Source organism: Basfia succiniciproducens, assembly GCF_011455875.1.
Lineage (GTDB): Bacteria > Pseudomonadota > Gammaproteobacteria > Enterobacterales > Pasteurellaceae > Basfia > Basfia succiniciproducens.
On the sequence record NZ_CP015031.1, the window covers coordinates 260,835 to 283,170 of the forward strand.

A 22,336-nucleotide genomic window follows, 5' to 3' on the forward strand; every position below is an offset into this window, starting at 1 on the left:
AGACTTTTTCACAAATCTTGAACCACTTAAATAAAGGAAACAGGTTATGAACGAAAAATATGTACCTAATCAATTTCGTCAGAAATTATTAAAAGGAGAAACGTTAATCGGATGTTGGTGTGCATTAGGCAATCCGATTACGGCTGAAGTATTAGGTTTAGCCGGTTTTGACTGGCTATTGTTTGACGGCGAGCATGCGCCGAATGATGTGCTTTCTTTTATTCCTCAGTTAATGGCGGTAAAAGATAGTGCCAGTATGCCGATTGTCCGAGTTCCTAAAAATGAACCTGTGATTATCAAACGTGTGTTAGATATTGGTTTTTATAATGTTTTAGTGCCTTATGTCGAATCTAAAGAGGAAGCGGAGGAAGCCGTTTCGGCAACGCGTTATCCGCCTGAAGGCATTCGCGGCGTATCGGTAAGTCATCGTAATAACGGTTATGCGACTATTCCTGATTATTTTAAAGTGATCAATGACAATATCGGTGTAATCGTACAGATTGAAAGCCAGAAAGGTGTGGATAATGTCGATGAAATTGCAGCGGTAAACGGTGTGGACTGTTTATTTGTCGGACCAGGTGATTTATCTGCGGCATTGGGTTATTTAGGGCAACCGAATCATCCGGAAGTACAAAAAGTCATTCAGCATATTTTTGCTACGGCGAAAAAACACGGTAAACCATGCGGTATTTTGGCACCGGTTGAGGCTGACGCGCGCCGTTATCTTGAATGGGGCGCAACCTTTGTTGCCGTCGGCAGTGATTTAGGCGTATTCCGCGGCGCAACAAAAGCATTAAGTGAAAAATTCAAAGGTTAAAATCTTTGAATAGACGGATTTAGCTAAACCCGTGGGGAGTATTCTCTACAATTAACGTTAATTAAAAGAGGTAAATATCATGAAAATCGGATTTATTGGTCTTGGTATTATGGGAAAACCAATGAGTAAAAATTTGATCAAAGCAGGTCATTCATTGGTTGTATTGGATTTTAATAAAGCGGCTGTAGATGAAATTGTTGCTTTAGGCGCAACAAGCGCAGCGACGCCAAAAGAAGTGGCCGAACAAGTCGAAGTCGTGATCACTATGCTGCCAAATTCACCACATGTTAAGACCGTCGTTTCCGGTGAAAACGGTTTGATTGAAGCGCAAAATACCAATTATGTATTTATTGATATGAGTTCTATCGCGCCATTAGCAAGCCGTGAAATTTATGCCGAATTAGAGAAAAAAGGCATTGATATGTTAGATGCGCCGGTGAGCGGAGGCGAACCTAAAGCGATAGACGGCACATTATCCGTAATGGTTGGCGGTAAAAAAGATGTATTTGATAAATATTATGACGTTATGAAAGCAATGGCCGGTTCCGTGGTTTATACCGGCGATATCGGTGCGGGTAACGTCACGAAATTAGCCAATCAGGTCATTGTCGCATTAAATATTGCCGCTATGTCGGAAGCCTTTATGCTGGCAACTAAAGCCGGTGTTGACCCAGAATTGGTTTATCAGGCGATTCGCGGCGGTCTGGCAGGTTCTACCGTTTTAGATGCAAAAGCGCCTATGGTATTGGATCGTAATTTTAAACCGGGCTTCCGTATTGATTTGCATATTAAAGATCTTGCTAACGCATTAGATACTTCTCACGGCGTCGGCGCCAATCTTCCGTTAACATCTGCGGTAATGGAAATGATGCAATCATTACGTTCGGCCGGTGATGATAAATTGGATCACAGTGCATTGGCTCGCTATTATGAGCGTTTAACTGGTACGGAAATCAAACGTTTTTAATTAGATGAAAAGGAGCGAATAGTCGCTCCTTTAAAACCTTATTTAAAACAGCAATAAAAGTGCGGTTAATTTTATTGTTATTTTAAGTATGGTTATTAAAAAATTATAATGGAGCGAGATAGGATGAAAATTGTCATTGCGCCGGATTCTTATAAAGAAAGCCTTTCAGCTATGAATGTCGCTAATATAATTGAAAAAGGATTTAAACAAATTTTTCCTGATGCAACATATGTAAAAGTGCCTGTGGCCGATGGTGGTGAGGGTACCGTAGATACGATGGTTGAAGCGACAAACGGGAAAAGAATAGAGTTGGATGTTGTAGGGGCGCTGGGTTCTCAACAAAAAGCATTTTGGGGCATATCTCATGATAATTCTGTCGCTTTCATTGAAATTGCCGCCGCATGCGGGATTGAACAAGTCCCCATGGAAAAACGGAATCCGTTAATTACCACCACATACGGTGTCGGTGAGTTGATCCTGTCGGCACTGGATTCCGGAGTTCGCCATTTTATTGTTGGATTAGGCGGTAGTGCTACCAATGACGGTGGTGCGGGTATGCTGCAAGCCTTAGGAGTGAAATTGCTGGACGAACAAGGTAAATCCTTAGGTTATGGCGGTGCGGAACTGGCTCGTCTGTCTAAAATTGATTTTTCAACAATGGATTGCCGTTTAGCGGAATGTAAGTTTGATGTGGCTTGCGATGTGACTAACCCGTTAGTTGGAGAAAATGGCGCATCTGCAACTTTTGGACCGCAAAAAGGTGCTACGCCACAAATGGTTAAGCAATTAGATGAGGCTTTAAGCCATTATGCGGATATTATTAAGCAAGATTTAAATATCGATGTGAAAGATTTACCTGGGTCCGGTGCGGCCGGCGGTTTAGGTGCCGCTTTTGCCGGCGTGTTAAAAGGCGAGCTTAAAAGCGGTATCGGTATTATTACTCAATTACTTGATTTAGAAAGTAAAATAAAAGATGCCGATCTGGTTATTACCGGAGAAGGGCGTATCGATCATCAGAGTATTAATGGTAAGGTACCTGTCGGTGTAGCGGCTATCGCAAAACGCTATGATCTACCGGTAATCGGGATTGCAGGAAGTTTAGGAAAAGATATCCATGTGGTTTATGATTATGGCTTAGATGCGGTATTTAGTGTACTTAATAAAGTTTGTAGCCTGCCGGAAGCGTTGGATCCTACCAATGCGGCGGAAAATTTGGAAATTACCGCGAGAAATATTGCAGCGACACTTAAGATGAAAATTTCATAAGGATTTATATTATGTCAACTTACCTATTAGATGCGAAACTTGCGCAAAAAATTGTGCAACGGACAATGGATATTATTGACTGCAATATTAATATTATGGATGCCAAAGGCAAAATTATTGCTAGTGGCGATGTAAATAGAATAGGTGAGATTCATGATGGCGCTTTATTAGTTTTATCACAAGGACGCGTGGTGGATATTAATGAAGCGGTTATTCACAGTCTGCACGGTGTGCGGCCCGGTATAAATCTGCCGTTGAGAGTTGACGGCGAAATAGTCGGTGTTATAGGTTTGACAGGAGAACCGACAACATTAAAAGAATTTGGCAAACTTGTTTGTATGACTGCGGAAATGATGCTGGAACAGGCTCGTTTGTTCAATATACTTGCCCAAGATACCCGCCTGAAAGAAGAACTTGTCCTTAATTTGATTAATACGGATAAAATTACGCCAAGCATTGTAGAATGGGCTAATCGCCTAGGCGTTGATCTTTCTATCCCCAGAGTTGCCTGCATCATTGAAGTGGATAGCGGGCAGCTTGGTATTGAGAATGCGCGTTCAGAGTTACAAAATTTACAGACTTTACTTAAAATACCCGAACGCGATAATTTAGTTGCCGTACTTTCATTGACGGAATTAGTCGTATTAAAACCTGCATTAAATAGTTTCGGGCGTTGGGAAGTTGATGACCATCTGGAGCGAATTAATCAGTTACTTTCCCGAATGAATGAGAAAGCAAAACTAAATGTGCGCATTTCATTGGGTAATTATTTTACAACGGAAGATAGTATCTCACTTTCTTATCATACGGCAAAAACGACGTTAACTATTGGTAAAGCCCGTTATCCGAAACAGCGAATTTACAATTATCAGGATCTTATTTTACCTGTATTGCTTGATCAATTACGTGATGGCTGGCAAAAGGAAGAATTAGAACGACCTATTAAGAAATTAAAATTAATGGACAATAATGGTGTGTTATTAAAGACTTTATTGGCATGGTTTGAAAATAATATGCAAACTATTGCAACAGCGAAGGCGCTTTATGTACATCGTAATACCTTAGAATATCGTCTGAATAAAATTGCCGATTTAACCGGTTTAGACTTAAATAGTACGGATAACCGCTTTTTACTTTATATGGCGCTACACGTAGCCGTTTAACTACATAATCTCTAATTTTAAATATTCTGTTCAAATATCATAAAAAAATACCGCACAAAAGTGCGGTATAAATTTTTGGAATTTTATCAGGTCACCGGAGCCGGATTAAATACCGATAATTGATTGTATAGTCCCCATCTATCAGACCAGGTCTGTTTACGGCCGCTTGCCACGTCAAGAATTTCATGGAAGATTCTCCAACCGACTTGTTCTATCGTTTCTTTACCTGTTGCGATGGTACCGGTATCAATATCTATTAAATCAAACCAGCGGTTTGCCAAATCCGTGCGGGTGGCTAATTTAATCACCGGTACGGCTTTTAAACCATAAGGCGTGCCGCGACCCGTTGTAAACAATTGAACCGTGATACCCGAGGCTAATTGTTGGGTACCGCATACAAAGTCACTGGCAGGCGTCGCCGCATAGATTAGCCCTTTTTTAGTCGGGCGTTGACCAGGTGAAAGCACTTCAACAATATTGCTGGAACCTGATTTAGCGATAGAACCTAACGCTTTTTCCACTACGTTTGCCAACCCGCCTTTTTTATTTCCGGGAGATGGGTTTGCGCTACGATCCGTTTGGCCCATATCAAGATAATCATCATACCATTTCATTTCTTCTAATAGACGTTTACCTACTTCAACGGTTTCTGCTCGCGGTGTTAGAAGATGAATGGCATCGCGCACTTCCGTTACTTCGGAGAACATAAAGGTCGCGCCCGCACGAACGAGTAAGTCTGCGGCAAAACCGACTGCCGGATTAGCCGTTACGCCTGAGAATGCATCAGAACCGCCGCATTGGCCTCCGACCACCAAATCAGATACCGGGCAGGTTTCACGTTTACGCCGGTTGAGTTTTTCTAAATGTTGTTTAGCCGTTTCTAAAATTTCTTTAATCATGGCTTCAAAACCGACATGCCGTTCATCTTGTAAGCTCATAATGGTGGCATCTTTTAATTCGATTGGATAAGTATCGACAGTCCCTTCGAGTAAACGTTGCGGCTGTAATTTTTCACATCCTAAACCGATTACCATTATTTCCCCGCCAAAATTAGGGTTCAAGGCGATATTATGAATGGTTCGAATAGGCACGATTGCCGCAGGCGCATTAATTGCTACTCCGCAACCATATAAGTGGTTTAAGCCTACAACGCCGTCCACATTGGGATATTGAGGCAATAATTCTTTTTCGATGATGTTTACGACATAATCGACAACACCCGCAACGCAATGGACGCTGGTAGTGATGCCTAGCATATTTTTAGTACCCACGCTGCCGTCTTTATTGCGATAACCTTCAAAGGTATATCCTTCTAATGGTTCTAATTTCGGTGCTTTACGCGTCGCTAGCGGCAATGTTTCTAGCGGCGGAGCTTTAGGTAAAGTAACGAGGGATTCGTCAATCCATGAACCTTGTTTAATATCTTTTACTGCGTAACCGATAATTTCTCCATAGCGAATAATTTCGGAATCTTTTGGTATGTCTACAAGAGCGACTTTATGCCCTTGAGGTATATGCTCAATTAATGTTACACCGTCTTCAAATTGAGAACCTGCAGGCAAACCATTACTATTTACAACGATAGCAACATTGTCTGTAGGATTGACTTTAATATATAACGCTTTTTGCTGCGTATTCATATAATTTTCTCCCACAATTAAAATATAAAGCTAATTTTTCATTTCCATTTTTGCTAAAAAATAATAATAAAGCATTGTGCATAAGCCTAATAATATTTTATATACAAATGATAATATTGGAGAAATTACAAATATTTATGATAAATAGGTGGACTTTATAGTTGAGTATATAGTTGCTATCAGTCAACAAATAGCAACTATATAAATAAGAAGGTGAATTTATAACCCAAACAATCCCGGTAAAAATAACGATAATTGCGGGATATAGGTGACCATCAATAAGGTGATGACCAACACGGCAAAGAAAGGCAACATAGGTTTGATTAAATCTTGTAGTTTTACACCGGAAACGGAGCAGCCGACAAATAATGCGCTACCGACAGGCGGGGTACATAAACCGATACAGAGATTGAAAATCATCATAATGCCGAAATGGACGGGGTCCATCCCCAATTCTTTGACAATAGGTAAAAAGATAGGGGTAAAGATTAAGACGGCGGGGGTCATATCCATAAAGATACCGATAACTAATAATAACATATTGATGATTAATAAAATCACAATCAGATTATCGGATACGCTGATTAATAACTCGTTAACCATATAAGGAATATCGGCGTTAGTCATCGCCCAGGACATGGCGACGGAGACACCGATGAGGAACAGCACGATAGAGGTGGTGACAATGGCGTCCAAAATGATTTTCGGCAATTGAGTTAACTTAATTTCACGATAAATAATGACGGAAAGTATAAAGGTATAGACTACGGCAATGGCGGAGGCTTCGGTAGCGGTAAAGACGCCGCCTAAAATCCCGCCCATGACGACCACCACCATTAATAGGCTTGGAACGGCATCTAAGGAATATTTAACCACTTCGGCAAAGGTCGGTTTATCCGATACCGGATAACGGCGTTTTCTTGCAATGATATAATTCATCGCCATAATCCCGAAGCCCATTAAAATACCGGGCACATAACCGGCCATAAAGAGGGTGGCAACGGAAATGCCGCCGGCAGTTAATGCATAGACAATCATGACATTGGAGGGCGGAATCAATAATCCGGAGATACAGGAAGAGACATTAATGGCGGCGGAATAAGCCGGGTCGTAGCCGGCTTTAGCCTGTAACGGCGCCATAGTACCGCCTACGGCGGCGGCAGCGGCTACGGCCGACCCGGAAATCGAGCCGAACATCATATTCGCCATCACATTGGTATGCCCCAGGGAGCCGGGAATACGACCGACTAAAATTTGAGAGAAGTTAATTAACCGGGTGGCAATCCCGCCGCTATTCATCAGTGAGCCGGCGAGAATAAAAAACGGAATGGCAAGCAAGGAAAAACTGTCTAATCCGGTGGCGATTTTTTGTCCGGAGACAATTAAGGTGGTCTCAAAAGGTAACATGAATGCGGCGGCGGCCAAGGTAGCAATCTGTAGTGGTCAACTAATTTAACAGTCTCCGATAAGTTGTTTTTGCTAAAATCGGAGATAGACCTTGATTATAGCTATGTGGGCGAATGTGATTATAATACATCACATATTCTCTCACATCGTTTACAGCACTTTCAAAATCACTATAACCCCCTTTCAGCATCCATTCATATTTAAAACTCCGAAACCAACGCTCCATCGGCGCATTGTCCCAACAGTTACCACGACGGCTCATACTTTGTGTAAGCCCATGTTTCTTAACTGAATCAGTAAAGATTTCACTGCCATAAATACTACCTTGGTCTGAATGGAACAACATTCGCTCCGTGCGTTCAATATTCAGCATCGCATGATTCAGTGCATCTTTAACCAGCTCACTATCATGATAGCGACTTAGCTTCCAACCGACGACTTGACGATTTAATAAATTAATTACCACTGCTAAATAGCACCATATCCCATTGATTTTTATATAGGTCGTGTCACCACATAGCACGGTCGTTTGGCTATCAGGCGTAAATTCTCGACTTAGTATATTCTCAAAAACTTGACTGTTTCCTTTACTAGGATTGCGCCATTTTTGCGGTTGCTTACTAAATAATCCTTGCTTATTCATTAACTTACGAATTAAATACAACCCCACAAAAATACCTTTCTCTTTCAAATGCGATTGAATCGTTCGTTTGCCTGCTGAACTTCGGCTTGCATCAAAAATTGCCTTGATTTCAACGGCTAAAGCTGTGTGTTTCGCTGGCTTTTTGGCTGTGCGCAAATGGGCGTAGTAAGCACTTTCAGACACGCTAAATAGCTCACATAACCGGTTGATTCCTCGCGATTTTAACGTCGTAATGACTTGGTATTTTTGTTTTCGAGTGACATTAAAATCGCTGTAGCCTTTTTTAAAATGGCCTTATCTTCTTCAAGTTCTTTAATACGATTTTCAAGTTCTCGAATTCGTTGTTGTTCTGGGCTAATTGGCTTTGAACCAGCTAAAACGTAACCTTGTTGCTCCGCTTGAACTTGACTTATCCAGCGACGAAGTGCTGTTTCACCCACACCTAACTCTCGGCAAGCTTGAGAAACTGAATATCCTCGTTCAGTCACTAATTTTACTGCTTCAGCTTTATATTCTGCGCTAAATGTTCTTCTCATAATATTTCCTCATTTGTGATGTTATTTTATCACTTATTGAGGACTGCGGAATTAGTCTACCACTACAATCCCGATAGAAAAAGAAATCGGCACGCCCACAAACACCAATACAAAGAAAGAGAAAAACATCACGGCGGGAACAAACCATTCCCAAGATAATAACGCATCCATCAGTCATACTCCTTTAAGGAATGAAGATTATCAATGAAGAACAAGATGCTGTAAAACAGCATCAACAAGCCGCTTAAAGGCAGGGCGAGATAAATATAGGCCATGGGAATCTGCATGGAAGGAGAAAGCTGGCCGGAGGCATAGACGTTAGAAATTAAGGTGAGTCCGCCGAAAATCATCACACCGAGAGAAAAGCCCATAATACAGAAGTTAATAAAGAGGTGACTGAAGGCTTTGTTGCGCGGGGTTAAATTATGGGTAAATAAATCAATAGAAAGGTGTTTTTGTAGCCCGACGGTATAAGCGGCGCCTAACAAGCCGACCCAAATCATACTGAAGCGGGCGATTTCATCGGTAATGGTGCTGGGTATTTGCAGGACGTAACGACTGAACACCTGCCAGGTTACACAGATAACTAACAGGACCATTACAATAATGGAAAAGGTTGAAATAAAGACATCAACAGGTTTTTTGAGTTTCTCGAATCGCATAGCGTAGCTCCAAAATCTAGGAATGGGGAGTCGGCATAAAAAATAGTCCAAATCATCCGCACTTTTAGCGTATCAAATTTTTTGTAAAATCAATTTAAGACAAAAATCCCCTTATTATGGATAAGGGGAATATTTATCTATTTAGCTTCCGCTTCAATATCTGCAATGATTTGTGAGAATACAGGATTTTGTTTAAAGTCATTGTAAAGTGGGATTAAGGCATCGCGGAACGGCTGTTTATCGACTTGAATGAAGGTGGTGCCGATTTTCTCCGCTTCCCGGCGGGAGTGAACGGTTTCCTCATCCCATAATTTTTGTTGATAAATTTCAGACTCTTTTGCCGCATCTAACAGAATTTTTTGCTGATTTTCATCTAATTTATTCCAAACCTTGTTAGCGATGACGAGATAATCAGGCATGCTAGTGTGTTGATCTTCAGTAAAATATTTTGCCACTTCCACATGGCGGGTAGAAGTATAAGAAGGAATATTGTTTTCCGCACCGTCAATCACGCCTTGCTGAAGTGCGGTATAAACTTCACCTAGCGGAACGGGAACAGGCGAACCGCCTAGTAATTCAATAATGCGATTGGTGGTCGGGGTAGAAATAACGCGGATTTTCATACCTTTTAAATCTGCGGGTGAATAAATCGGTTTTTTCGTATAGAAATTACGGGAACCGCCTACATAGGAAGAAAGTACCGTAAATCCGCTGTTTTTGGTTTTATCCGTAATGCTTTTACCCGCTGAACCGTATAAAACCTTCTTAAAATGTTCATCGTTATTAAATAAATACGGGCAAGTAAAAACGGCCATTTCTTTCACAAAAGGTTCTAATTCGCTGGAATTTGCTTTAGTCATATCCAAGGCATCGTTTTGCAGTAATTCAATGGTTTCTCTGGCATCCCCCATTTGTCTGTTGGGGTAAATGCGGAGAATCAATTCACCGTTGGATTTTTCTTTCACTTCTTTTGCCATATAATCCAGCGCTTTATGAATAACGTGCGATTGTTCCAGATTGTGGGCAAGTTTCAATGTGACTTTAGCTGCTATTGCATTTGTTGAAACCGCACACAAAGGAAGGGCAATAGAGAGGCTAGAGAGAATAAATGTTTTTAATTTCATTGTGAGATCTCCATGTGAGGATTGGACGGGCTAATCTAATTATTGCTATCAGTTATACTGAATGACCGGATTCTATCACTATGAATTTAATTTTCTTGGGTGTTGTTTTAAAATTGTGATCAAGTTAACAAAATAAATAAAACATTATTTTAATTTTATATTATTGGTGTTTATCGAAAGGCAAATATTTATTTGCTTTTTTTTATCTAATCGTTACAATACAACTTCCTTGTCGTAGCTGAATTAGAGATCGGCAAACGATGTACTATTAACTTACTTTTTAGGAGTAATAAAATGTCTCTAAGCGTAGAAAAAAAAGCTGCAATCGTAGCTGAATTCGGTCGTGATGCAAAAGATACTGGTTCATCAGAAGTTCAAATCGCATTATTGACAGCACAAATCAACCACTTACAAGCTCACTTTGCAGAGCACAAAAAAGACCATCACGGTCGTCGTGGTTTATTACGTATGGTTTCTCGTCGTCGTAAATTATTGGACTACTTAAAACGTACAGATTTAGCCAAATATTCTGAAACAATCGCTCGTTTAGGTTTACGTCGCTAATTTTTTAAAATTATTTTTGAAGCCCTCGTTATTGAGGGTTTTTTTATAGGTTTTTAACCGCGAATCCAGGGTTTTAAATGTTTTAAAATTAATCAATTAAATGATTTTTTTGCTTTTTCCTTTAATCATGCTTGACAGTGTATAGCGAAACCAGTATTATTCACCACGCTTAAATCACGGAGGAATGGTCGAGTGGTTGAAGGCACCGGTCTTGAAAACCGGCGAGGGTTTGCGCCCTCCCTGAGTTCGAATCTCAGTTCCTCCGCCATCCAATTCAGAAAAGCCGTTATTCGAAAGAATAACGGCTTTTTGCTTTTTGACTGCAGGTAATTAGTTATTTTCTTGATTAAGATTGGGATCTGTTTATAAAAGATAAACAGACCCTAAAATCCGGCGTTAATTTTCTTTGAAAGATAAATATTCCTCTAATACTTCAATTGCTTCCAAACAGCGTTTTCGCCGCGGCAAAGTGATGTCGATTTGGTGCTGATAGCCCGCTTTCTGTTGTTCGTTATGTGCGGTGTTCCGTTTGTCTTCCAATTCATTAATCTTTTCGTTTAAGGCTTGTAATGCCTCATAATAACGAACTAACCGTTCTCTCGGCGGGAGCTGATTTAGTTCATGTTTGAGCTTTTCCCGTTGCGAAGGGATTTTTGCCGTCGGTGCCGTTTTTCTACCGTTATGTTGATTAATTGCATCGGAAAGTGCGGTACATTGCGCGAGAAGTTTTTCGCTGAAAAATTGAATTTGCGGAATTTCGGTTTCCTTTAATCCTGCAATTTGCGCCAGAGTATGTTGAATTTGATCAAAATAAAATTGCCCGGATTCGAAATCTTCACTGAATAAAGTGCGGTCAAATTTTGCGTAGATTTTTTTATCGGAAAAAGCGGCAAATTGCAGCGTAAGTTGTTGAACTTTAGTTTGTAACTGCTCAATAAGTGCGGTCAAATTCTTCATAATTTCAGCCTAAAAAGAAATCTCCCCTAATTTTATTAGGGGAGATTTTATAGATTAAAGAGTCATTGCGGCAAACCAACCAAACACTAATAACGGGATATTAAAGTGAAGGAAAGTCGGTACTACGGAATCCCAAATATGATCATGTCGTCCGTCCATATTTAAACCGGAAGTCGGCCCCAGTGTAGAATCCGATGCAGGCGAACCGGCGTCGCCTAATGCGGCGGCAACCCCGACGATGGCAACGGTGGCAAGCGGCGAGAAGCCTAAAGTAAGGCAAAGCGGTACATAAATAGAAGTGATAATAGGTACGGTAGAAAATGATGAACCGATCCCCATGGTGATAAATAAACCGATAACCAACATTAAGAAAGCTGCAATACCTTTGTTATCTGCGCCGACAGATTGACTGAAACTATTAACAAGTTCGGTAACACCGCCCGTTGAATTAATTACATTAGCAAAACCGGAAGCGGCGATCATCACAAAACCAATCATTGCCATCAGGCGCAGGCCTTGCTGGAATATATCGTTGCTTTCTTTTAATTTGAAAATACCGCAGACTGCAAAAATAATCAGCCCGGCTAAACCGCCGATAATAGTTGAGCTGGTGAAAAGCTGTAAACCGAATGTGACTAAAACGGCAACTATGCTTGCCATTACATGGAACGGCTTAATATTAGCAATGTGTTGTTCAATTTCGGCGGTAGTCGGTTCGGCGATTTTGACGATATATTCTCTCGGTTTGCGGTAACTGATGAAAATAGCCGTGCATAAGCCCAAAATCATTCCTAAAACCGGAATAGACATTGCCATAGAAACTTGAGCGACGGAGGTTTGTAATCCTAAAGCGGCGCCCACTTCATTAATATTTTTTACTAAAATACTTTCAATAAAGATTTTACCGAAACCCACCGGTAATAGCATATAAGTTGCGGTTAAACCGAAGGTTAACACGCAGGCTACGGCGCGGCGATCTAATTTTAATTTATTGAAAATGCTTAATAACGGCGGCACAACGATAGGAATAAAGGCGATATGAACCGGTAATAAGTTTTGTGACGAAATAGAGAAAGCAACCAGCACGGCAAGAATAAAATATTTAAAACCGGCTATGGAACTGCCGGTCGGACGATTACCGAGGCGTTTGATGACTTTATAAGCCAGCAAATCCGTAATGCCGGATTTTGAAATCGCCACGGCAAAAGCGCCTAAGATGGCGTAATTCATTGCAACTTCCGCCCCACCGCCTAAACCGCCGGTAAAAGTTTCAATGGTTTTAGTGATGCCTAAACCGCCTACCAATCCCGCCGTGAGTGCGGAAATAACTAAGGCGATGACGACATTGATTCTTAGCAGGCTCAATATGAGCAAAACCAGAATAGAAATGACCACTTCGTTGGTTAGCATAATGTTTCCTTAGATTTAAGATAAAAAATTTATTATTTTTACCGCACTTTATACAAAATGATAAAAGCAAAGTGCGGTCGGTTTTCGCTAGTTTTCAGCAATGTGGGGGAAACCGCCTAATGCTTTAAGGTGATTGACCATATAGCAAAACAATTCCGCCGTCCGTTCCGTATCGTATAAAGCGGAATGGGCTTGTTTTCCGTCAAAGGCAATGTGTGCCGCCTGACAGGCTTTTACCAGCACCGTTTGCCCGAACATTAACCCGCTTAAACTGGCGGTATCGAAACTGCTGAAAGGGTGAAACGGATTACGTTTGATTTTAGTGCGATCAGCCGCCGCCATTACAAAGCTCTGATCAAATGTTGCATTATGCGCCACGATAATCGAGCGTTGGCAACCGGCATTTTTTTGCCCTTTTCGTACCATTTGAAATAAGCCGGTGATAGCTTCCGATTCGGGAACCGCACCGCGTAACGGATTATCGATATCAATACCGTTAAATTTAATGGATTCGGGATTAATATTGGCGCCTTCAAAGGGTTTAATATGAAAATGGCATTTCTGATCCGGTACTAAAAGCCCGTTTTCATCCATTTTTAGCGTAATCGCCGCGAGCTCAAGTAATGCGTCGGTTTTGGCATTAAAGCCGGCGGTTTCAACGTCGATAATAACGGGATAATAACCGCGGAAACGGTTTTTTAACAGATTATAATCAATTTTTTCCGTTGTCTCCGTTTCGTTTTGTGTTTCAGTTACCATATTAACCTTTTAAAAAACTCAGCAAGCATTAACCTGCTGAGCGCATAAGTAAAAATTAGTTGCCTAATGCCGCTTTTGCATTTTTATTTTCGATAAATTCGATTTTATAACCGTCCGGATCTTCCACAAAAGCAATCACGGTGGAACCGCCTTTAACCGGACCGGGTTCTCGGGTGACTTTGCCGCCGTGCGCTTTTACCGCTTCACAAGTGGCGTGAATGTCATCCACGCCAATGGCGATATGGCCAAATGCCGAGCCAAGTTCGTATTCAGTGACGCCCCAGTTATAAGTCAGCTCGATAACCGCCGTTTTATCTTCGTCGTCATAACCTAAAAAGGCCAATGAATATTTGTATTCGGGATTTTCGCTGGTACGTAATAAACGCATACCCAAAACATCCTGATAGAATTTGACGGAACGATCCAAATCGCCTACGCGTAACATGGTGTGTAGAATTCTCATCATATTATTAAACTCCTTGATAAAATTAAGCGTTGGTATTATGCCATAAGCAAAAGGATAAATCCGCTAACTATTTTGCCGTCATCCATTTGTCATAAATTTTTTGATATTCGCCGTTTTGGCGGATTTTAATTAAGGCTTGGTTAAATTCATCAATTAATTCCTGGTTCGCTTTATTGGCGGCGATACCTAAGCCGTTACCGAAATAGGTTTTGTTATCAATTTTCTCGCCCGCAAAAGCTAATTCCGGTGTTTTTTTAATCATATCCACTAAAACGGGAATATCGCCGAAAATCGCATCAATACGACCGTTTTGAATATCTAAAAGTGCATCCTGGAAGGAAGCGTAAGCTTTTACTTCATATTCCGGTTTTTCTTTGATGATATAGTTTTGATATGTGGTGCCGTTTTGCACGCCGATAGTTTTCACTTTAGTAAAGTCCGTACCTTTTTTCGCAATAAATGCGGCGGAACTTGAAAAGTAAGGTTCTGTGAATAACACTTGTTTTTTACGCGCTTCGGTAATGCCCATGCCCGAAATAGACGCGTCAAAACGTTTTTGTTTTAACCCTTGAATTAAGGCGTCGAATGCTTGGCTTTTGAATGTGCAGTTTGCCTGCATTTCTTTGCACAGTGCATTGGCGATATCGACGTCGAAGCCGATAATTTCGCCTTTTTCATTAGTAAATTCAAAAGGTGGATAAGTCGGTTCCATGGCAAAGCTGATATCTTTTGCCGATACGGCAAAGGCTGTGGTGATAAGTAAAGTTGAAAGTAATAATTTTTTCATTGGGTTTCCTTAAAATTATGAAAAAAATGACCGCACTTTTATCGGTCGGTGAAAATTATTTAATGCTTTGTAGCCGCTATCGGCACGAAGTGAAAAATAATCTACAGTTTATTTAATGGCAATCATCGATCCGAAGTTAAAGCACTGGAACCACAGTTCCACATGAGAAAATCCGACATTTTTTAACCGCACTTTGTGGGTGTTAATGCTGTCGATACGCATGACGTTTTCTAACGCCGCGCGTTTCTGGCTCACTTCCAGTTCGCTGTAACCGTTGGCGCGTTTAAAGGTATGGTGTAAATCGATCAGCAGGTTATTTGTGGTTTCGTCTTCAAAGCGGAATTTCTCCGATAAAACCAGCAATCCGCCCTGATTTAATCCGCGATAAATTTTTTCCAGAAGGGCCCGGCGATCTTCCGGCGGCAGAAACTGCAGGGTGAAATTTAAGATGACCATTGAGGCGTTTTCAATGGCGATATTGCGGATGTCGTCGCATAAAATTTCTACCGGAATTTCACTGTGATAAGCATGAATATGCTGACGGGCGCGTTCCGTCATCGGCTGAGAATTATCTACGCCGATAATTTTGACATTCGCTTGTTTGATATTGCGGCGGGCGGAAAGGGTAGCCGCACCGCGCGAGCAGCCCAAATCATATACATTGCTGTCTGCGGTGACAAAACGCTCGGCAAGCATACCGATGGCGGTGATGATATTGGAATATCCCGGCACGGAACGTTGGATCATATCGGGAAATACTTCCGCCACATTTTCATCAAAAGTAAAATCACCCAATTTTTCAATCGGGGTGGAAAAAATCGTGTCTTTGCTCATAATTCCTGCTATTTGGGTTAAAAAGTGCGGTTATTTTAGAAGAAGTTTTGATTTTTTTCAGCTATAATTTGCCAGTTATTTTTTCAGAATAAAATTTAAAGGAAAACAGATATGATGCGTTCTCATTATTGCGGTGGATTAAACCGTGAAAATATTGGTCAGGAAGTGACATTAAGCGGTTGGGTTCATCGTCGTCGCGATTTAGGCGGTTTGATTTTTATCGATATGCGTGACCGGGAAGGTATCGTGCAGGTTTGTTTTGACCCGAAATATCAGCAGGCATTAACCCGGGCGGCAAGTTTACGTAATGAGTTTTGTATTCAAATTAAAGGTGAAGTCATTGCCCGTCCGGATAATCAAATCAATAAAAATATGGCGACCGGCGAAGTGGAAGTGCTGGCGAAAGAATTATCCGTTTACAATGCCGCCGACGTGTTGCCGCTGGACTTTAACCAGAATAATACCGAAGAACAGCGTTTAAAATACCGTTATTTGGATTTACGTCGTCCGGAAATGGCGCAGCGTTTGAAAACCCGCGCCAAGATCACCAGTTTTGTACGTCGTTTTATGGATGACAACGGTTTCTTAGATATCGAAACCCCAATGCTGACCAAAGCCACTCCGGAAGGCGCCCGCGACTATTTGGTGCCGAGCCGCGTGCATAAAGGCAAGTTCTACGCTTTGCCGCAATCGCCGCAGTTATTCAAACAGCTGTTAATGATGTCCGGTTTTGATCGTTACTATCAAATCGTCAAATGTTTCCGAGATGAAGACTTACGTGCCGACCGCCAACCGGAATTTACCCAAATCGATGTGGAAACCAGTTTCTTAACCGCGCCGGAAGTGCGTGAAATTATGGAAAAAATGATTCACGGTTTGTGGTTAAACACCATTAATGTGGATTTAGGCAAATTCCCGGTGATGACCTGGACTGAAGCTATGCAACGTTTCGGTTCGGACAAACCGGATTTGCGCAATCCGTTGGAAATCACGGATGTCGCGGATATCGTGAAAGATGTGGATTTCAAAGTATTCAGCGGCCCGGCAAATGATCCGAACGGTCGCGTAGCGGTAATTCGCGTGCCGAACGGCGCAAGCGTTACCCGCAAACAAATTGACGAATATACTCAATTTGTGGGCATTTACGGCGCAAAAGGTTTGGCGTGGTTAAAAGTGAACGATGTGAATGCCGGTCTTGAAGGCGTACAAAGCCCGATTGCAAAATTCTTAACGGAAGAAAAAATTAAGGCGATTTTCGACCGCACTTCCGCCCAAACGGGTGACATTTTATTCTTCGGTGCGGATAAATGGCAGACCGCTACGGATGCACTGGGCGCGCTACGTTTGAAACTAGGACGCGATTTAGCTTTAACCCAATTAGACCAATGGGCGCCGTTATGGGTCATCGACTTCCCGATGTTTGAACGTGACGAAGAAGGCAATCTTGCCGCGATGCACCATCCGTTCACCTCACCGAAAGATTTCAGTCCGGAACAGTTGGAAGCGGATCCGACAGGCGCGGTGGCAAATGCTTACGATATGGTGATTAACGGCTACGAAGTAGGCGGCGGTTCCGTACGTATCTTCGATCCGAAAATGCAGCAAACCGTGTTCCGCATTTTAGGTATTGACGAACAACAACAACGGGAAAAATTCGGCTTCCTATTAGACGCTTTAAAATTCGGTACTCCGCCGCATGCAGGTCTTGCCTTCGGGTTAGACCGTTTAACCATGCTGTTAACCGGCACAGACAATATCCGCGACGTTATCGCCTTCCCGAAAACTACCGCCGCCGCCTGCTTAATGACCGAAGCCCCAAGCTTTGCCAATCCGCAAGCGTTAGAGGAGCTTTCAATCTCTGTGGTGAAAACGGATAAGGAATAATTATTGGACAATTTGTAGGGGCATGTCGCATACGCCCTATTTGTAATTTATAACCGTTATAAAATGAACTACAAAAATCCCAATAGCGTTCTCGTTGTCATTTATGCAAAAAATTCAGGCAGGGTTCTTATGCTGCAACGCCAAGACGATCCTGAATTCTGGCAATCGGTGACGGGATCCTTGGCGGAAAAAGAAATGCCGTTTTTGACCGCACTTCGCGAAGTTAAGGAAGAAACCGGGATTGATATCAAACGGGAAAATTTAACATTAGTTGATTGTCATCAATCGGTGGAATTTGAAATTTTCCCGCATTTTCGGTATAAATACGCACCGAATGTGACGCATTGCAAAGAGCACTGGTTTTTGCTCGAATTGCCTGATGAGCGTGTTCCTGTATTAACGGAACATTTAGCTTATCAATGGCTAGAACCTGCAAAAGCGGCAGAACTGACTAAATCACCCAATAATGCACAGGTGATTAGGAAATATTTAATTGATAAAAGTGCGTGAATTGCCTAGCACGGCAAAGCCGTACTAGGTTACGCATAGTTCAGCCCCTTTGGGGCTGTAAATAGATTTTCTAAGTGCGGTCAAAAATTTATGTTTTTTTACCGCACTTTAATATGTAGCAATGGGTTCCCTTCTTTGCCGCCTAAAAATGGTTTAATTTGTAGAAAAATTTGTACTGTTTGAGCAAAGCGAGTTTACAAATTTTTCGTTAAGCAAATTAAAGTATTTTTAGGAAACAAGGCAAAGCAGGGTTGCCTTTCTTTTGGTTACTTTTCTTTGGCAACGCAAAGAAAAGTAACATAATAATTAAAAAGGAAAATATCAAATGGCAGGTCATAGTAAGTGGGCTAATATTAAACACCGTAAAGCGGCGCAAGATGCGCAACGCGGTAAAATCTTTACCAAATTAATTCGCGAATTAGTTACCGCAGCAAAAATCGGCGGCGGCGATGCGGGTTCAAATCCGCGTTTACGGGCGGCGGTGGATAAAGCCCTTGCCAGCAATATGACGCGCGATACCATTAACCGTGCGATTGACCGCGGCGTGGGCGGCGGTGACGACACTAATATGGAAACCCGTATTTACGAAGGTTACGGCCCGGGCGGTACGGCGGTGATGGTGGAATGTTTAAGCGATAACGCCAACCGTACGATTTCTCAGGTTCGTCCAAGTTTCACCAAATGCGGTGGTAACCTGGGTACGGAAGGCTCGGTAGGCTATTTATTCAATAAAAAAGGCTTAATTATTATTGATGCGGGTGCGGATGAAGACGCTTTAACGGAAGCGGCTATTGAAGCGGGTGCAGACGATATTCAGCCGCAAGACGACGGTTCCTTCGAAATCTATACCGCCTGGGAAGAATTGGGCGATGTGCGTGACGGTATCGAAAAAGCGGGCTTCAAAATTGCCGAAGCGGAAGTCAGCATGATCCCGACCACAAGCGTTGATTTGGATGCGGAAACCGCACCGAAATTACTGCGTTTAATCGAGATGCTGGAAGACTGTGACGATGTACAAAACGTATATCATAACGGTGAAATTAGCGATGAAGTGGCGGCATTACTGTAATACGCTTTTTTATCGGGGCGAACCAAGGTGTTCGCCCTCTTTATTTGGAGTTTTATGGCGATCATTTTAGGCATTGACCCCGGCTCTCGGGTAACCGGCTATGGCGTTATCCGGCAAACGGGGCGAACGCTGGAATATTTAGGCAGCGGCGCAATACGTACGCAGGTTGAGGATTTACCTACCCGGCTTAAGCGCATTTATGCGGGAGTGACGGAAATTATTACTCAATTCCGTCCGGATATGTTTGCCATTGAAGAGGTTTTTTTAGCGAAGAATCCGAACTCCGCACTAAAACTGGGGCAGGCAAGAGGTACCGCTATTGTTGCTGCGGTAAATCAGAATTTGCCGGTTTTTGAATATGCCGCGCGCTTGGTCAAGCAAACCGTAACGGGCAGCGGTTCGGCGGATAAAGTTCAGGTGCAGGATATGGTTACCCGTATTTTGCGTTTATCGGACAAACCGCAGGCGGATGCGGCGGATGCGCTGGCAATTGCCATTACTCATGCCCATACGATTCAGCATTCTTTGCAGGTGGCTACGAGTGCCAAGTCAACGGAAAATCATGAAAAAACGACCGCACTTTTAAGAACCCGGTACAGCAGAGGGCGTTTTCGGTTAAAAATTTAACTGGTTATCTATCCAGTTTTAATTTATACTGTGGCCAATTTTATTGTTAACGTTAAGGTATATATGATAGGTCGACTCCAGGGCATTTTACTTGAAAAACAACCGCCTGAAATTTTGTTAGATGTTCATGGTATCGGTTATGAATTATTGCTGCCGATGACAAGTTTTTATAATTTACCTGAAATCGGGCAAGAGACGGTTTTATTTACTCATCTTGTGGTGCGCGAAGACGCTCATCTTCTGTTTGGATTTTCCGCCAAAACCGACCGCACTTTATTCCGTGAACTCATCAAAACCAATGGTGTCGGGCCAAAACTGGCGCTGGCTATTTTGTCTGCGATGTCAGTAAATGAATTTGCTTATGCTATCGAGCATGAGGAATTATCCAAATTAGTGAAAATTCCGGGCGTAGGTAAAAAAACGGCGGAACGCTTGCTTGTTGAACTGAAAGGTAAGTTTAAAGGCATTAAACAGCCGGACTTCTTTGTTGAAAGTAGCCATGTCGGTGCGGTAGATCCCGTTACAACTTCTCCCGAAGTACCTGCCGAAGAGGCGGTTGCCGCCTTAATGGCGTTGGGATATAAAGCGAGCGATGCGGAAAAAATGGTAAAACGAATAGCGAAACCTCATTTAACCAGCGAACAACTTATCCGTGAAGCCTTAAAAGCCGCATTATAGAGAATTGATATGATAGAAGCAGATCGCATAATCAGTAGTAACGCACAATTAGGTGATGAATATATTGATCGGGCAATCCGTCCGAAACTTTTAACGGATTATGTGGGGCAGCCTCAAGTGCGGGAGCAAATGGGGATTTTTATCCAAGCCGCCAAATTGCGGCAAGATGCTTTGGATCATTTATTGATTTTTGGTCCGCCGGGATTGGGTAAAACCACATTAGCCAATATTGTCGCCAATGAGATGGGGGTGAATATTCGTACAACCTCGGGTCCTGTTCTGGAAAAAGCCGGCGATCTTGCTGCTATGTTGACAAACTTAGAGCCGCATGATGTGTTGTTCATTGATGAGATCCATCGTCTTTCCCCGGCAATAGAAGAAGTACTGTATCCGGCAATGGAAGACTATCAACTGGATATCATGATTGGAGAAGGGCCGGCGGCACGTTCAATTAAATTAGATTTACCTCCTTTTACGTTAATCGGTGCCACCACCCGGGCAGGCTCTTTAACTTCGCCTCTGCGCGATCGTTTCGGTATCGTTCAGCGCTTAGAGTTTTATTCCGTTGAGGATTTAACCTCTATCGTCGCCCGTAGTGCAGGTTGTTTAAATTTGGAAATGTCAGACGGCGCCTCCCATGAAATAGCCCGCCGTTCTCGAGGAACCCCTCGTATTGCTAACCGTTTGTTGCGCAGGGTTCGGGATTTTGCCGATGTAAAAAATGCGGGAATTATTTCGGAAGATATTGCAAAATCAGCACTATCAATGTTGGATATTGACCAAGCCGGTTTTGATTATTTAGATAGAAAATTACTTAGCGCTGTGATTGAACGCTTTGACGGCGGCCCGGTGGGGTTAGATAACTTAGCCGCCGCTATCGGTGAAGAGCGGGATACTATTGAAGACGTATTGGAACCTTATTTAATTCAACAAGGTTTTCTGCAACGCACGCCAAGGGGCCGTATTGCGACATCAAGAACCTATCGTCACTTTGGATTGGATAAATTAACCGAATAAGAATTATGTATTCTTTATATTACTATAGATTAAGATATCAAAACTTAATGTAAAAAGCTTATCATTGCGGTAAGCTTTTTCTTTTTTAATTAGTAATTTGATCTTGCTGATTTAATCTGTTTAATCTTGCTAAACCATGGTCGCAACTTTTAATTTGTGTAGCAAGTTCCATTTCTAAAATTTGTTTTTTGCTTTGATTTAATTTGTTTTTAATCTTGCTTACCTGTGTATGAGTACCCGGCTGTTTTTCAGCTTCTTCAATTAAACGTTCCGTTGCGCTGAATAATTTTTGACATTGTTGCGGAACCTGTGTTTTTGTTTCAGCGGCGGATGTATTAACGCTAACAAAAAATAAGCCGGCGCAAAGCGCGACAAGAGATACTTTGATTTTCGAAATCATATAATTCCTTACCTATAAATAATAATCTAAAAAAGTTAGGATTTGAGGCGTTTGAATGAAACGGCGACGGAGGTTATTAAACCCTCTACAAACCACTGAAGTTAGATTGGTAAAAACAGGCTCGAACATAGCAGAACATTTACTTTTTG

Annotated in this window: 23 protein-coding genes, 1 tRNA gene and 1 pseudogene; 12 read left to right on the plus strand and 13 right to left on the minus strand. The window is 42.0% G+C overall.

Features of this window, described 5'->3' with window-relative positions; all coding sequences use genetic code 11:
* The first annotated feature begins 46 nt into the window (after nt 1–46).
* From garL to A4G13_RS01280, 4 genes are all read left to right on the plus strand, one after another.
* Entirely contained in the window at nt 47–817 is a 771-nt protein-coding gene (garL, locus tag A4G13_RS01265; protein ID WP_011199870.1) for a 2-dehydro-3-deoxyglucarate aldolase, read from the plus strand.
* A gap of 79 nt (nt 818–896) precedes the next feature.
* Complete coding sequence (gene garR / locus A4G13_RS01270) at nt 897–1,784, plus strand: 2-hydroxy-3-oxopropionate reductase (protein WP_011199871.1); 888 nt, start codon at nt 897–899, stop codon at nt 1,782–1,784.
* Nucleotides 1,785–1,907: 123 nt separating this feature from the next.
* The gene (locus A4G13_RS01275) at nt 1,908–3,050 is read left to right on the plus strand and encodes a glycerate kinase (RefSeq protein ID WP_041639593.1); all 1,143 of its coding nucleotides are present in this window, start codon (nt 1,908–1,910) and stop codon (nt 3,048–3,050) included.
* Between the two features lie 11 nt (nt 3,051–3,061).
* Nucleotides 3,062–4,213 carry a CdaR family transcriptional regulator gene (locus A4G13_RS01280; protein WP_011199873.1) on the plus strand — a complete coding sequence of 384 codons (1,152 nt, stop codon included), beginning with the start codon at nt 3,062–3,064 and terminating at the stop codon, nt 4,211–4,213.
* Between the two features lie 86 nt (nt 4,214–4,299).
* Here the strand turns inward: A4G13_RS01280 and garD are convergent, their stop codons facing one another.
* The 6 genes and pseudogenes from garD to A4G13_RS01310 form a co-directional block, all read right to left on the minus strand.
* Nucleotides 4,300–5,853: a galactarate dehydratase gene (gene garD, locus A4G13_RS01285; protein WP_090654446.1), complete on the minus strand. Its 1,554-nt coding sequence runs from the start codon at nt 5,851–5,853 to the stop codon at nt 4,300–4,302.
* 219 nt (nt 5,854–6,072) lie between these two features.
* Nucleotides 6,073–7,287 (minus strand): annotated as a pseudogene (locus A4G13_RS01290) (TRAP transporter large permease); the annotation flags it as partial.
* A gap of 13 nt (nt 7,288–7,300) precedes the next feature.
* The gene (locus A4G13_RS01295) at nt 7,301–8,137 is read right to left on the minus strand and encodes an IS3 family transposase (protein WP_157847505.1); all 837 of its coding nucleotides are present in this window, start codon (nt 8,135–8,137) and stop codon (nt 7,301–7,303) included.
* Nucleotides 8,125–8,439 carry a transposase gene (locus A4G13_RS01300; RefSeq protein WP_165898014.1) on the minus strand — a complete coding sequence of 105 codons (315 nt, stop codon included), beginning with the start codon at nt 8,437–8,439 and terminating at the stop codon, nt 8,125–8,127. Before A4G13_RS01300 ends, A4G13_RS01295 begins: the two co-directional genes overlap by 13 nt.
* Before the next feature lie 170 nt (nt 8,440–8,609).
* A complete protein-coding gene (locus tag A4G13_RS01305; protein WP_090654241.1) occupies nt 8,610–9,101 on the minus strand; it encodes a TRAP transporter small permease in 492 nt (163 codons plus the stop codon).
* 137 nt (nt 9,102–9,238) lie between these two features.
* On the minus strand, nt 9,239–10,225 hold the full coding sequence (locus tag A4G13_RS01310; RefSeq protein ID WP_090654641.1) for a TRAP transporter substrate-binding protein: 987 nt from the start codon (nt 10,223–10,225) through the stop codon (nt 9,239–9,241).
* Nucleotides 10,226–10,519: 294 nt separating this feature from the next.
* Here A4G13_RS01310 and rpsO point away from each other — a divergent pair, with 294 nt between their 5' ends.
* Together rpsO and A4G13_RS01320 are read left to right on the plus strand one after the other, a co-directional pair.
* Nucleotides 10,520–10,789 carry a 30S ribosomal protein S15 gene (gene rpsO / locus A4G13_RS01315; protein ID WP_011199878.1) on the plus strand — a complete coding sequence of 90 codons (270 nt, stop codon included), beginning with the start codon at nt 10,520–10,522 and terminating at the stop codon, nt 10,787–10,789.
* A 178-nt stretch (nt 10,790–10,967) separates the two neighbouring features.
* Nucleotides 10,968–11,057 (plus strand) — tRNA-Ser (locus tag A4G13_RS01320).
* Between the two features lie 128 nt (nt 11,058–11,185).
* Here the strand turns inward: A4G13_RS01320 and priC are convergent.
* The 6 genes from priC to cmoA form a co-directional block, all read right to left on the minus strand.
* The gene (gene priC, locus A4G13_RS01325; protein ID WP_090654643.1) at nt 11,186–11,746 is read right to left on the minus strand and encodes a primosomal replication protein PriC; all 561 of its coding nucleotides are present in this window, start codon (nt 11,744–11,746) and stop codon (nt 11,186–11,188) included.
* Between the two features lie 54 nt (nt 11,747–11,800).
* Complete coding sequence (locus A4G13_RS01330; protein ID WP_011199880.1) at nt 11,801–13,156, minus strand: Na+/H+ antiporter family protein; 1,356 nt, start codon at nt 13,154–13,156, stop codon at nt 11,801–11,803.
* Between the two features lie 87 nt (nt 13,157–13,243).
* Nucleotides 13,244–13,915: a ribonuclease T gene (gene rnt / locus A4G13_RS01335; RefSeq protein WP_011199881.1), complete on the minus strand. Its 672-nt coding sequence runs from the start codon at nt 13,913–13,915 to the stop codon at nt 13,244–13,246.
* Between the two features lie 55 nt (nt 13,916–13,970).
* Entirely contained in the window at nt 13,971–14,378 is a 408-nt protein-coding gene (gene gloA / locus A4G13_RS01340; RefSeq protein ID WP_041640152.1) for a lactoylglutathione lyase, read from the minus strand.
* Between the two features lie 70 nt (nt 14,379–14,448).
* Nucleotides 14,449–15,168, minus strand: coding sequence for an arginine ABC transporter substrate-binding protein (locus tag A4G13_RS01345; RefSeq protein WP_011199883.1), 720 nt, complete (start codon nt 15,166–15,168; stop codon nt 14,449–14,451).
* 108 nt (nt 15,169–15,276) lie between these two features.
* A complete protein-coding gene (gene cmoA / locus A4G13_RS01350; protein ID WP_090654645.1) occupies nt 15,277–16,002 on the minus strand; it encodes a carboxy-S-adenosyl-L-methionine synthase CmoA in 726 nt (241 codons plus the stop codon).
* Nucleotides 16,003–16,113: 111 nt separating this feature from the next.
* Between cmoA and aspS the strand changes: the two genes are divergently transcribed.
* The 6 genes from aspS (at nt 16,114) to ruvB (ending at nt 21,787) form a co-directional block, all read left to right on the plus strand.
* Nucleotides 16,114–17,886 carry an aspartate--tRNA ligase gene (gene aspS, locus A4G13_RS01355; protein ID WP_011199887.1) on the plus strand — a complete coding sequence of 591 codons (1,773 nt, stop codon included), beginning with the start codon at nt 16,114–16,116 and terminating at the stop codon, nt 17,884–17,886.
* A 63-nt stretch (nt 17,887–17,949) separates the two neighbouring features.
* Entirely contained in the window at nt 17,950–18,396 is a 447-nt protein-coding gene (gene nudB, locus A4G13_RS01360) for a dihydroneopterin triphosphate diphosphatase (RefSeq protein WP_090654647.1), read from the plus strand.
* A gap of 325 nt (nt 18,397–18,721) precedes the next feature.
* On the plus strand, nt 18,722–19,465 hold the full coding sequence (locus A4G13_RS01365; protein ID WP_011199889.1) for a YebC/PmpR family DNA-binding transcriptional regulator: 744 nt from the start codon (nt 18,722–18,724) through the stop codon (nt 19,463–19,465).
* A gap of 54 nt (nt 19,466–19,519) precedes the next feature.
* The gene (ruvC, locus tag A4G13_RS01370) at nt 19,520–20,092 is read left to right on the plus strand and encodes a crossover junction endodeoxyribonuclease RuvC (RefSeq protein ID WP_090654649.1); all 573 of its coding nucleotides are present in this window, start codon (nt 19,520–19,522) and stop codon (nt 20,090–20,092) included.
* A 63-nt stretch (nt 20,093–20,155) separates the two neighbouring features.
* Complete coding sequence (ruvA, locus tag A4G13_RS01375; RefSeq protein WP_011199891.1) at nt 20,156–20,770, plus strand: Holliday junction branch migration protein RuvA; 615 nt, start codon at nt 20,156–20,158, stop codon at nt 20,768–20,770.
* A 9-nt stretch (nt 20,771–20,779) separates the two neighbouring features.
* Entirely contained in the window at nt 20,780–21,787 is a 1,008-nt protein-coding gene (gene ruvB, locus A4G13_RS01380) for a Holliday junction branch migration DNA helicase RuvB (protein ID WP_011199892.1), read from the plus strand.
* A gap of 85 nt (nt 21,788–21,872) precedes the next feature.
* Here the strand turns inward: ruvB and A4G13_RS01385 are convergent, their stop codons facing one another.
* A complete protein-coding gene (locus tag A4G13_RS01385) occupies nt 21,873–22,187 on the minus strand; it encodes a DUF5339 domain-containing protein (protein ID WP_090654651.1) in 315 nt (104 codons plus the stop codon).
* Between the last annotated feature and the right edge of the window lie 149 nt (nt 22,188–22,336).